Raw genomic sequence first — 12,673 nt, 5'->3', positions numbered from 1 at the left:
TTATCGCTATTACACTTCCATGATTTCTTTTTCTTTGTTTTTTGCGATTTCGTCAACTTTTGCAATATATTTATCTGTTTCTTTTTGGATATCTTCAGTATATCCTCTTAAATCATCTTCTGTAATCTCGCCAGCTTTTTCAAGCTTCTTAAGATCATCATTTCCGTCACGACGTACGTTACGAACAGCAACTTTTGCTTCTTCAGCATATTTTTTCACAACTTTTACAAGATCACGACGACGCTCTTCTGTTAGTGCAGGGAATGCAATACGAATTACAGTTCCATCATTAGAAGGGTTTAAGCCTAAATCTGCTTTTAAAATTGCTTTTTCAATATCACCGATAGAAGTTTTATCATAAGGTTGAATTACTAGTAAACGCGCTTCTGGAACTGTAATGTTCGCTAATTGCACAACTGGTGTTGGTGCACCATAGTAATCAACTTGTACCTTATCTAATACAGACGCGTTTGCACGACCAGCACGAACTGTTGCTAATTCACGAGAATAAGCAGCAACTGCTTTTTCCATTTTTTCATTTGAAGACTTCAATACTTGTTGTCCCATATTTATTTCCCCCTTACCACTGTTCCGATATTTTCGCCTAAAACGGCACGTTTAATATTACCTTTTTCCATAACTGAGAATACAATTAGTGGAATATCATTATCCATACATAGAGAAGAAGCTGTAGAATCCATTACACCTAAACCTTCTTTTAATACATCTAAGTAAGTAAGCGTTTCGTATTTTGTAGCTGTTGGATCAATAGATGGATCCGCATTATATACACCATCTACATTGTTTTTCGCCATTAAAATTACATCTGCTTCAATTTCTGCCGCACGTAATGCTGCTGTTGTATCTGTAGAGAAGTATGGGTTACCTGTACCTGCTGCAAAGATAACAACACGCTTTTTCTCTAAGTGACGAACTGCTTTACGACGAATGTAAGGTTCTGCAACTTGACGCATCTCAATTGAAGTTTGTACACGAGTTTGAATTCCGATATTCTCCAAGCTATCTTGAAGAGCTAATGAATTCATAACTGTCGCTAACATGCCCATGTAATCTGCCCCTGCACGATCCATGCCCATTTCACTTCCAATTTTTCCACGCCAAATGTTACCGCCACCAACAACAACAGCAACCTCTACATCAAGTTCTGCAATTTCTTTTACTTGTTCCGCAACTGACTTAATAACAGTTGGGTTAATTCCAAATCCTTGCTCTCCAGCTAAAGCTTCTCCACTTAGCTTTAAAACGACACGATTATATTTCGGTTTACTCATAATGAACCTCCAATTGCTTACATCTTTATTTTAAAAAAGGGAACACAATGTGTTCCCTAATCTGTATTAGTTACTACCTTTTACTTGGTTCATTACTTCTTCAGCAAAGTTGTCTTCGCGTTTTTCGATACCTTCACCAACAGCGTAGCGAACGAATCCTTTTAATGTTCCGCCTTTAGACTCAACGAACTGACGAACTTTCATATCAGGGTTTTTAACGAATGCTTGGTCAAGTAAGCAAATCTCTTCGAAGAATTTGCCTAGACGGCCTTCCACCATTTTCGCAACGATTTTCTCAGGCTTGCCTTCGTTTAATGCTTGTTGTGTTAATACTTGACGCTCATGCTCAACTTCTTCAGCTGTTACAGCATCGCGGTCGATGTATTTAGGGTTAACTGCAGCGATGTGCATTGCAACATCTTTAGCAGCAGCTTCATCAGTAGAACCTTCAAGAACTGTTAATACACCAATGCGTCCACCCATGTGTAGGTAAGCGCCGAATGCATCTGCATCAGTTTTTGATACGATTTCGAAACGACGAAGTGTAAGTTTTTCACCAATTTTAGCGATTGCTTCGTTGATGTGCTCTTCAACTTTTTTACCGTTTTCCATTGTTTGAGCCATAGCTTCTTCAACGTTAGCTGGTTTGTTAGTTAATAAGTGAGCAGCTAATTCTTTAATTAGTGTTTGGAAACCTTCGTTTTTCGCAACGAAATCAGTTTCAGAGTTTAATTCTAAGATTAAAGCGTCGTTACCGTTTGTTTCGATGAAAGTTAAACCTTCAGCAGCAATGCGGTCTGCTTTTTTAGCAGCTTTCGCAATACCTTTTTCACGTAAGAAGTCAATTGCCTTCTCCATGTCGCCATTAGTTTCTGTTAAAGCTTTTTTGCAGTCCATCATACCTGCGCCAGTTTTTTCACGTAATTCTTTTACCATTTGAGCAGTGATTGCCATACTTTTCATCCTCCTAAAATATGTATTTATACCTTTTATAAAGGTGTTTATACCTTAAAAAAGGTGATAAAAGGCCGAACCCCTTATCACCTTTCCAACTTTGTTACGCAGTAACAGTTTCTTCACCTTGTTTTGCTTCAAGGATCGCGTCTGCCATTTTAGATGTAAGAAGTTTTACAGCACGAATTGCATCATCGTTTGCTGGGATAACGTGATCGATTTCGTCTGGATCACAGTTTGTATCAACGATACCGATGATTGGAATGTGTAATTTGCGTGCTTCAGCAACTGCAATACGCTCTTTACGAGGGTCTACTACGAATAATGCACTTGGAAGACCTTTCATATCTTTAATACCGCCTAAGAATTTCTCAAGACGCTCTAACTCTTTTTTAAGTTGAACAACTTCTTTCTTAGGAAGTACTTCGAAAGTACCATCTTCTTGCATTCTTTCGATGTCTTTAAGACGCTTGATACGCTTTTGGATTGTTTGGAAGTTTGTTAAAGTTCCACCTAACCAACGTTGGTTAACGAAGTACATACCAGCACGAGTTGCTTCTTCTTTAATAGCTTCTTGTGCTTGTTTTTTAGTACCTACGAATAAGATGTCTCCGCCTTCAGCAGCGATGTCGCGCATCGTTCTGTAAGCTTCCTCAACTTTTTTCACAGTTTTTTGTAAGTCGATGATGTAGATACCGTTACGCTCTGTGAAAATGTAACGCTTCATTTTTGGGTTCCAACGACGAGTTTGATGTCCGAAATGAACACCAGCTTCAAGCAATTGCTTCATAGAAATTACTGACATAATATAGTTCCTCCTAAATGGTTTTTGATATCCTCCGTTTACTTCATCTCTAAGCGAAACTACAAACGTAGCACCAACACTTAAATCAGTAAACGTGTGTACTTTGTACTGACACCACTGCTTACTATATCATACTGAAATATTACAATCAAGTCGAAAATGCGAACAATGTAAAACTTTCTTTGTTCATACTCGAATTCTAGTATTACCAACCTTCTTTTCTTTTAAGCAAAAAAGTAAATACAATTAATAGTTTTCCCAGAAAACACGCTTATGACACTTTTCACAACCATCTTCTATCCATTGCACAAAAAAACTCTCCTCAATTGAGGAGAGTTTTTTATAAATTAGTTTGTTTTTAATTTAGCAAGTTCTTGTAGAAACTTGTCGTTTAGCACTTTAATGTATGTTCCTTTCATACCTAAAGAGCGAGACTCAATAACACCAGCACTTTCTAATTTACGTAGTGCATTTACGATTACAGAGCGAGTAATTCCTACGCGATCAGCAATTTTACTTGCAACAAGTAAACCTTCTGTTCCATTTAATTCTTCGAAGATATGCTCAATTGCTTCTAACTCACTGTAAGATAATGAGCTGATTGCCATTTGAACAACAGCTTTACTACGCGCTTCCTCTTCGATTTCTTCTGCTTTTTCACGTAAGATTTCCATACCTACAACAGTTGAGCTGTACTCAGCAAGGATTAAATCATCATCTAAGAACTCTTGACCAAGACGAGCTAATACTAATGTACCTAGACGCTCACCGCCGCCAACGATTGGTACGATTGTAGTTAAACCTTGACCGAATAATTCTCTGTTTTCTACTGGGAATGCTGTGTAAGCACTGTTCACATCTAAGTTTGAAGATGTTTCTGTAATGTTGAATAAGCTTTGTGTATATTCTTCTGGGAATTGACGTTCTGCAAGCATTTGCTTCATGCGTTCGTTTTCGATTTGTTGGTGAATTGCATAACCTAGTAATTTACCACGACGGCTAACTACGAATACGTTTGCTTCGATTACTTCACACATTGTGTCAGACATTTCTCTAAAGTTTACAGGCTTCCCTGCTGCGCTCTGTAATAACGCATTTAATTTTCTCGTTTTTGCTAATAATTCCATTTCAAAAGTTCCTCCTACATGTTACTCACATATTTTTTCATCACTTGGAAACTAGGGCGAGTCACCTGATGACACTATTACAAAATAAACTGGCTCACATCTTTATTTTTAGCAATTGTTGCTAATTTCTCCTCAACGTATTGAGGTGTTATCGTTATTTTCTCTAACGTAATTTCAGATGCTTCAAACGATAAATCTTCAAGGAGCTTCTCCATAATCGTATGAAGTCTTCTTGCTCCAATATTATCTGTATCCTGATTAACTTGATAAGCAATCTCAGCAATCTTACGAATAGCTTCGTCTGAAAATTCAATTTCTATACCTTCAGTCGCTAATAATGCCATATATTGTTTAATTAACGCATTGTCAGGCTCGATTAATATTTTAACAAAATCGTCTGTCGATAATTTTGTTAATTCTACTCGAATCGGAAATCTCCCTTGCAATTCCGGAATTAAATCCGACGGTTTAGACATATGGAACGCTCCAGCTGCAACGAATAAAATATAATCCGTTTTTACTGATCCGTATTTTGTCGCAACATTCGACCCTTCTACAATTGGCAGAATGTCACGTTGCACACCTTCACGTGATACATCTACGCTATTCGACTGCTTACCAGCAATTTTGTCAATTTCATCGATAAAAATAATCCCGAGCTGTTCAGCACGATAAACAGCCTCTTGTGTAACTTCATCCATATCAATTAAGCGCTGTGCCTCTTCATTTGTCAAGAGTTTTCTTGCTTCTTTTACAGAAAGTTTACGTTTTTTCGTTTTTTTCGGCATAAAACTTCCTAGCGCATCTTGGAAATTCATTCCCATTTGTTCCATGCCAGTTCCTTGTAACATATCAAACATGGAAGACTGTTGTTCAGTCACTTCAATCGATACAATTTCTTCTTCAAGAAGCCCTGCAGCAAGCTTTCTCTCCACATCTTGACGTTTCTTTTCGATTTCAACATCTTCTTGTGTATCAGACGTTTGATTCGAATTTTGAGCGCCTCCAAAAAGCATCTCTAATGGATTTTTGAATCCAGATTGCTTCTCCGGACTCGGCACTAAAATTTCAACAAGACGTTGATTCGCTTGCTCTTCTGCTTTATCTTGAACTTTCACTACCATTTCTTCTTTTACGATACGAACCGATGTTTCCACCAAGTCACGTACCATCGACTCTACATCTCTACCCACATATCCAACTTCTGTGAATTTTGTAGCCTCAACCTTAATAAAAGGTGCTCCAACGAGTTTCGCCATTCGTCGTGCTACCTCTGTTTTCCCAACACCTGTCGGTCCAATCATTAAAATATTTTTAGGCGCAATTTCGTCACGTAAATTTTCAGCTAATTTACTGCGGCGATATCGATTTCTCAACGCTACAGCAACCGCTTTCTTTGCGTCTTTTTGACCGATGATGTATTGATCTAATTTTTCCACAATTTGGCGCGGAGTAAAATGTAAATGCATATAAAATGCCTCCCTTACGATTCTACAATTCTTCAACAATTATGTTGTGATTCGTATAAACACAAATATCGCCAGCAATCTCTAAACTCGCTTTCGCAATTTGCTTCGCTGTTAAGTGTTCACTTGCATATTGCTTTAAAGCACGACCTGCAGAAAGTGCATAATTCCCACCAGATCCAATTGCTAAAATACCATCATCCGGTTCAATCACTTCTCCTGTACCTGAAACAAGGAGCATAGTTGTTTTATCCATGACAATGAGCATCGCTTCTAGCTGACGTAACATTTTATCGCCACGCCATTGTTTTGCCATTTCAACAGCAGCACGCTGCAAGTTGCCATTATACTCTTCTAATTTCCCTTCAAACATTTCAAAAAGAGTAAATGCGTCAGCAACTGATCCTGCGAAACCAGCTAAAACTTTACCTTGGAAAAGTTTACGAACTTTACGAGCTGTATGTTTCATTACAACAGCATTTCCCATTGTCACTTGGCCATCTCCAGCCATTGCACATTCTCCATTATGATGAACTGCAAATATCGTTGTAGCGTGGAAATTTCCCATAGAAAAAACTCCTTTATTTGTTTTTATAGCTTTTAAAGCAATTTATGCCCGCGGGTGATGCTTCATGTAAACAGAACGCAATCTTTCTTTAGAGACATGCGTATAAATTTGTGTCGTCGACAAATTTTCATGGCCTAATAGCTCCTGTACAGTACGTAAATCCGCCCCTTCATCTAGCATATGTGTAGCAAATGTATGCCTTAACATATGGGGACTTATCCGCATTGTCAGCGAAGCCTTTTTAATGAGTTCATTTAAAACATAACGAACCCCACGACTTGTTAGCGGTGTACCTTTCGCATTTAAAAATACCATATGAGAATCTTCGTCAGTCTTATTAACTAACTGTTTTCTCCCATTCTCTATATAAGTAATTAAAGAATCTTGCGCATAGCTTCCGAACGGAATATACCTTTGTTTTTTTCCTTTTCCCATTACTAAAATTGTTCCCACCGCAAAGTCAATATCGGTAAGTTGTAAATTGACACATTCACTCACACGGATCCCAGTCGCATACATCAACTCTAATAAAGCTTGATTCCTTTGACCTAATGGCGTTTCCGTGTCAGAAACTTCAAATAATTCCTCTAACTCTTCAGCATATAAAAACTTTGGGATTGACAATTCTTTTTTGGGGAGTGACGCAAGTGCAAACGGATTATCCTTTCGATAACCTTCACGCATCAAAAAACGATATAAACTTCGTAAGCTTGATACTTTTCTTGCGACAGATTTACGGGCTAACTTTTCATCGTGCAACGTCGTTAAGTACAAACGAACATCCGCGTATGTAACGTCTAAAAAAGAGGATATGCCTTCTCGTTCCATAAATTGCACAAAATGTTCTAAATCATTTTGATAACTTGCAATTGTATATTTTGAATAATTTCTTTCAATTTGTAAATATCCAACGAATAATTGTAACAATTTCTTCACATTCACACAACTCACCTCAATAAAGGCTACTAAATCGTATCACAACTTAGTAGCCTTTGCAAGAAATTTAACTAAATATTTACAAAATTTCGAATCGTTTCTAAAGCGCGTGCTGCGTACGCTTCATTTCGTTCTACTTTCTTTTTAATCTTCTTCTCTAACGGTGCAAATAGACCGAAGTTCGCATTCATCGGCTGGAAGTTTTTAGCGTTCGTTGCCGTAATGTAATTTGCCATGCTACCCATCGCAGTTACTGGCGGTAATACAACTGGCTCTTCACCTTGCACAAGACGCGCAGCATTAATTCCTGCTAATAATCCTGATGCTGCTGATTCAACATATCCCTCTACTCCAGTCATTTGACCAGCGAAGAATAAATCATCACGTTGTTTATATTGATATGTTGGACGAAGCAAATTAGGTGAATTAATAAACGTATTACGATGCATTACACCATAACGTACAATCTCTGCATTTTCCAATCCCGGAATTAACTGTAGCACTTCTTTTTGCGGTCCCCACTTTAAATGAGTTTGGAAACCTACGATATTGTATAAAGTTCCCGCTGCATCATCTTGACGTAACTGAACAACAGCATATGGCGTTTTCCCTGTTTTGGGATCTTCCAATCCAACAGGTTTCATAGGTCCAAATACTAACGTCTGTCTCCCTCTACTTGCCATAACTTCTACTGGCATACAACCTTCAAAGAAAATTTCTTTTTCAAACTCTTTTAAAGGCACTGTCTCAGCAGCAATTAGAGCCTCATAAAAACGATCAAACTCTTCTTCTGTCATTGGGCAATTTAAATATGCAGCTTCACCTTTGTCATAACGCGACTTTAAATACACTTTATTCATGTCAATGCTGTCTTTTTCTACGATTGGGGCTGCAGCATCATAGAAGTAGAAATAATCTTCTCCTGTTAATTCTTTCAATTTTGCAGAAAGATCAGGAGATGTTAATGGACCTGTAGCAATAATTGTCGGTCCCTCTGGAATATCTGTAATTTCTTCATTCATTACAGTTACATTTGGATGGTTCTTTACGTATTCTGTTACTTTAGCTGCGAACTCATGACGATCTACAGCTAAAGCACCTCCAGCTGGTACAGAGCACTCATCCGCCGCACGAATAATTACAGAATCCATTAAGCGCATTTCCTCTTTAATAACTCCAACTGCATTTGTTAAAGTGTTTGCACGAAGTGAGTTACTACATACTAATTCAGCGAATTTATCTGTGTGATGAGCTGGCGTTTGTCTTACCGGTCTCATTTCATATAATCTAACTTGGACACCACGTTTTGCAATTTGGTAAGCTGCTTCACTTCCTGCAAGACCTGCGCCAATGACGTTTACTACTTGTGTTGTCATTTATATCACCTTTCCTTTTCTTCCCGAAAAAAATGTGAGCAGTTACGCTCACATTTGTTGTTCTTCTTCATAATCGCACGAAATACATTGTACTTGCACGCCTTTTTTCAACTTTTTCTCTACAAGCATGCCTTCGCACTTCGGACACTTACGACCAATTGGCTTATCCCAAGATACAAAGTCGCATTCCGGATACGTACCGCACCCATAGAAAAGACGTTTCTTTTTATTACTACGGCGTTCAATAATTTGACCCTTATCACACTTTGGACAAGTAACACCGATTTCTTTCACAATCGGCTTTGTATTACGACAATCTGGAAAATTCGAGCAAGCCATAAATTTCCCGTATTTACCCATTTTAAAGACCATTGGGTGATTACATAATTCACAATCTTCCCCAGCTGGTTCATCTTTAATTTCCACTTCACGCATTTCTTTTTCCGCTTTTTCTAAACGCGGTTCAAAACCTACGTAGAAATCATCAACAATTTTTACCCAATTCGCATTTCCTTCTTCTACTTCATCAAGGCTTTGCTCCATATTGGCAGTAAATTCAATGTTAATAATTTCTGGGAAAAACTCTAAAATAAGTTCAATTACTATTTCACCAAGTTCAGTCGGAACGAAGCGTTTATTATCCAAACCTACATACCCACGCTTTTGAATTGTTTCAAGTGTAGGTACATATGTTGACGGTCTTCCAATTCCAAGTTCTTCAAGTGTTCTTACTAGGCGAGCCTCTGTATAGCGCGGAGGAGGTTGTGTAAAATGTTGCTTTGGTTCTAAATCCTTTGAAAATACAGTTTCCCCTACTTCTAAAGGTGGCAACATCTTATCCTTTTCTTCAGCACCATCATCTTTTGACTCTACATACACTTTCATAAATCCTGGGAACTTTACAACCGATCCACTTGCACGGAACTGAACATTGTTATTAATGAGTCTCGCTGTCACAGTATCCATTATAGCAGACGCCATTTGACTTGCAACAAATCGCTCCCAAATCAATTTATATAATCGAAGTTGATCACGACCTAAGAAACTTTTTAGTTCCTCTGGCTTTCTCATTACCGAAGTAGGACGAATTGCCTCATGCGCATCTTGTGCATTTGACTTTTTCGTTTCTTTCTTCTTTTCTGTTCCTATGTATTCCGTACCATACGCTTCAGTGATGTAAGTACGAGCCTCTGTTTGAGCTGTTTCTGAGATACGTGTTGAATCAGTTCTCATATACGTAATAAGACCTACAGTTCCTTGTTTTCCAAGATCTATCCCTTCATACAATTGCTGTGCAAGCATCATTGTTTTCTTTGCTCGCATGTTTAACTTACGTGCTGCTTCTTGTTGCAAGGAAGATGTTGTAAAGGGTAATGCAGGATTACGTTTTCGCTCTTTGCGCGTTACATTTTCAACTGAAAACGCATTATCTTTCATCTGTTCAATTATTTCATTCACTTGCGTTTCATTTGTTAATTGAACTTTTTCACCCTCTACACCGTAAAAGCTTGCTTCAAATGTGTCTTTTCCTTTTACAAATTCTGTTTTAATTGTCCAGAATTCTTCAGGTTCAAAGTTTTGAATTTCCCTTTCACGCTCGATGATTAAACGAACTGCTACAGATTGTACACGCCCTGCACTTAATCCTTTTTTTACTTTCTTCCATAATAAAGGACTAATATTGTAACCAACAAGACGATCAAGTATACGTCTTGCTTGTTGTGCATCCACTAAATCCATATTAATTGCACGAGGATGTTTAAATGATTCTTTGATTGCATCTTTCGTAATCTCATTAAACACAACCCGACAATCTGATTCAACGTCCACATTTAACGTATTCGCTAAATGCCAAGCAATCGCTTCCCCTTCACGGTCTGGATCGGCCGCGAGATAGACTTTCTTTGCTTTTTTCGCCGCTGATTTTAAATCTTTTAAGACGGGACCTTTACCACGAATGGTAATATACTTCGGAGTGAAGTTGTTCTTTACTTCTATCCCCATTTGACTTTTTGGCAAATCGCGAACATGTCCCATAGACGCGACAACTTTGTATTTTTTCCCTAAATATTTCTCAATGGTCTTCGCCTTAGAAGGCGACTCCACGATTACGAGGTAATCTGACATGCTAGTGCCTCCTTAAGAGGTGGATTCAAGTCTTCATTAATCTTATTGATTTCTCTTGTTTTTGTCAATCAAGAATGAATATACCATACAGTGCCAATCTACCATTTGTCAATAATTGTTTAATAAAAACATAAAAATATAAGGTTAATTTAAAATCTCTTCCAAGATATCTTCTGCATTTCTTACTAGTTTTGCTCCTTGCTGAATAAGATGATTCGTTCCCGATGCCCCCTCTACAAATATAGGTCCAGGAAGCGCAAACACCTCTCTATTTTGCTCTAACGCAAGGTCTGCAGTAATAAGTGTTCCACTTCTCGATTTCGCTTCTACAACTAAAACACCTTTACTTATACCACTAATAATCCGGTTCCTTTTTGGAAAATACCATTTTTTCGGTGCATAGTGCGGCGGATACTCTGTCAATAACAATATATATTCCTTCCACATTTCATATAAATGTCTATTTTCTTTCGGATACATAAAAGACAATCCATGCCCTAATATCGCAATAGTCGGGCAATGATGCCTTACTGTAATCTCATGAGACATTGTATCTATCCCTTTTGCAAACCCACTGACAATAAGCCACTCTCTTTCTAATAAAGGGTGTAAAATAAACTTCAAACTCTCATGACCATATAATGATGGTTCTCTCGTTCCAACAACTGCTAATTTATTTACTTTATTCAGGAAATCTTTCTCTCCTTTTCCATATAAAACGAAGGGAGGGTCTTGTATTTCACGTAATAATTGCGGATAATCTTCATCCCATATCGTTATATAAAAAATACGATTTCTCTCTAAATAAGATATATATTGCGGAAGATTTGAATTTTGAAGAAATTTTACTAGTTCTGAAGATTTTTTCGAGGATATTCCAGTGTAGTGTTCCATTTGTTTTTCGTTAAAATTATATATGTTCTTTAATTCTGGATCGACATATAGTAGCCTCTCCATCGCTTTCCAATAATCTGCTAGCAAGTAATGAACATGTAATAATCTCTCTCTTTTCATCTTGATTCTCCTTACCCATAATTTTTATTATGTAAACAGAAAAAAGTGTAAAAAGACACCCTCAAGTAAGAAGGTGTCTTTCAACAGATTAATAGTTTTTACAAGTCTCAAATAAACCTTTTTCTTTTAAAACAGAGATTAGCGTTTCTCCCATAACTGCTGGAGTTTCAGCTACTTTAATGCCACAAGCTTCCATTGTTTTAATCTTTTCAGCAGCAGTTCCTTTACCGCCAGAAATGATTGCACCAGCATGGCCCATACGTTTGCCAGCAGGCGCTGTTTGACCACCAATGAAGCCTACGACAGGTTTTGTCATATTAGCTTTTACCCATTCAGCTGCCTCTTCTTCTGCTGTACCGCCGATTTCACCAATCATAATTACAGCATGTGTTTCTTCATCTTCATTAAATGCTTTTAACGCATCAATAAAGTCTGTACCGTTAACAGGGTCTCCGCCGATACCTACAGCAGTAGATTGGCCAATACCTTCTTGTGTTAACTGATGTACAGCTTCATAAGTTAATGTACCAGAGCGAGATACGATACCAACATGACCTTTTTTATGAATATATCCTGGCATAATACCAATCTTACATTCATCTGGTGTGATTACACCTGGGCAGTTTGGTCCAAGTAAACGTGTATGTTTACCCGCCATATATCTCTTTACGTTTACCATATCTAATACAGGAATCCCTTCAGTAATACATACTACTAAATCAATTTCTGCATCAACAGCTTCCATAATTGCATCTGCCGCAAAAGCGGGTGGAACGTATACAACTGAAGCGTTTGCGCCTGTTGCTTTCACTGCATCTTCTACTGTATCAAATACTGGTACACCTTCAATATCAGTGCCGCCCTTACCTGGTGTTACACCACCGACAATTTTCGTACCGTATTCAATCATTTGTTTTGTATGGAATAAACCTTGAGAACCTGTAATACCTTGAACAATAACTTTTGTATCTTTATTAACTAATACGCTCATTTTTCTCCCCCGCTTTC

General features: G+C 37.8%; 12 protein-coding genes. All 12 read right to left on the bottom strand.

Features of this window, described 5'->3' with window-relative positions; all coding sequences use genetic code 11:
* Window positions 1-9: 9 nt before the first annotated feature.
* Window positions 10-567 (bottom strand): ribosome recycling factor, encoded by a 558-nt coding sequence (frr, locus tag ACTFRM_RS18460; protein ID WP_000531501.1) that lies wholly within the window; start codon window positions 565-567, stop codon window positions 10-12.
* A gap of 2 nt (window positions 568-569) precedes the next feature.
* Window positions 570-1,292, bottom strand: coding sequence for a UMP kinase (gene pyrH, locus ACTFRM_RS18455; RefSeq protein ID WP_000042668.1), 723 nt, complete (start codon window positions 1,290-1,292; stop codon window positions 570-572).
* A 66-nt stretch (window positions 1,293-1,358) separates the two neighbouring features.
* Window positions 1,359-2,246, bottom strand: a complete 888-nt coding sequence (gene tsf / locus ACTFRM_RS18450) for a translation elongation factor Ts (protein WP_001018578.1) — start codon at window positions 2,244-2,246, stop codon at window positions 1,359-1,361.
* 103 nt (window positions 2,247-2,349) lie between these two features.
* A complete protein-coding gene (gene rpsB / locus ACTFRM_RS18445) occupies window positions 2,350-3,051 on the bottom strand; it encodes a 30S ribosomal protein S2 (RefSeq protein WP_000111485.1) in 702 nt (233 codons plus the stop codon).
* A gap of 347 nt (window positions 3,052-3,398) precedes the next feature.
* Window positions 3,399-4,178, bottom strand: a complete 780-nt coding sequence (gene codY, locus ACTFRM_RS18440) for a GTP-sensing pleiotropic transcriptional regulator CodY (RefSeq protein WP_000421290.1) — start codon at window positions 4,176-4,178, stop codon at window positions 3,399-3,401.
* 77 nt (window positions 4,179-4,255) lie between these two features.
* A complete protein-coding gene (gene hslU, locus ACTFRM_RS18435) occupies window positions 4,256-5,647 on the bottom strand; it encodes an ATP-dependent protease ATPase subunit HslU (RefSeq protein ID WP_000550078.1) in 1,392 nt (463 codons plus the stop codon).
* 22 nt (window positions 5,648-5,669) lie between these two features.
* Complete coding sequence (hslV, locus tag ACTFRM_RS18430) at window positions 5,670-6,212, bottom strand: ATP-dependent protease proteolytic subunit HslV (RefSeq protein WP_000526272.1); 543 nt, start codon at window positions 6,210-6,212, stop codon at window positions 5,670-5,672.
* 42 nt (window positions 6,213-6,254) lie between these two features.
* Window positions 6,255-7,154 (bottom strand): tyrosine recombinase XerC, encoded by a 900-nt coding sequence (gene xerC / locus ACTFRM_RS18425; RefSeq protein WP_001101243.1) that lies wholly within the window; start codon window positions 7,152-7,154, stop codon window positions 6,255-6,257.
* Window positions 7,155-7,219: 65 nt separating this feature from the next.
* On the bottom strand, window positions 7,220-8,524 hold the full coding sequence (trmFO, locus tag ACTFRM_RS18420; protein ID WP_000213003.1) for an FADH(2)-oxidizing methylenetetrahydrofolate--tRNA-(uracil(54)-C(5))-methyltransferase TrmFO: 1,305 nt from the start codon (window positions 8,522-8,524) through the stop codon (window positions 7,220-7,222).
* A 48-nt stretch (window positions 8,525-8,572) separates the two neighbouring features.
* A complete protein-coding gene (gene topA / locus ACTFRM_RS18415; RefSeq protein WP_088321979.1) occupies window positions 8,573-10,651 on the bottom strand; it encodes a type I DNA topoisomerase in 2,079 nt (692 codons plus the stop codon).
* 144 nt (window positions 10,652-10,795) lie between these two features.
* Window positions 10,796-11,665: a DNA-processing protein DprA gene (gene dprA, locus ACTFRM_RS18410; protein WP_000818059.1), complete on the bottom strand. Its 870-nt coding sequence runs from the start codon at window positions 11,663-11,665 to the stop codon at window positions 10,796-10,798.
* Window positions 11,666-11,753: 88 nt separating this feature from the next.
* Window positions 11,754-12,656 (bottom strand): succinate--CoA ligase subunit alpha, encoded by a 903-nt coding sequence (gene sucD, locus ACTFRM_RS18405; RefSeq protein WP_000115178.1) that lies wholly within the window; start codon window positions 12,654-12,656, stop codon window positions 11,754-11,756.
* Window positions 12,657-12,673 lie beyond the last annotated feature (17 nt).

The sequence above is a fragment of the Bacillus cereus group sp. MYBK227-1 genome, assembly GCF_051916325.1.
Taxonomy (GTDB): Bacteria; Bacillota; Bacilli; order Bacillales; family Bacillaceae_G; genus Bacillus_A; species Bacillus_A cereus.
This window is presented reverse-complemented; position numbering and strand designations above follow the sequence as displayed.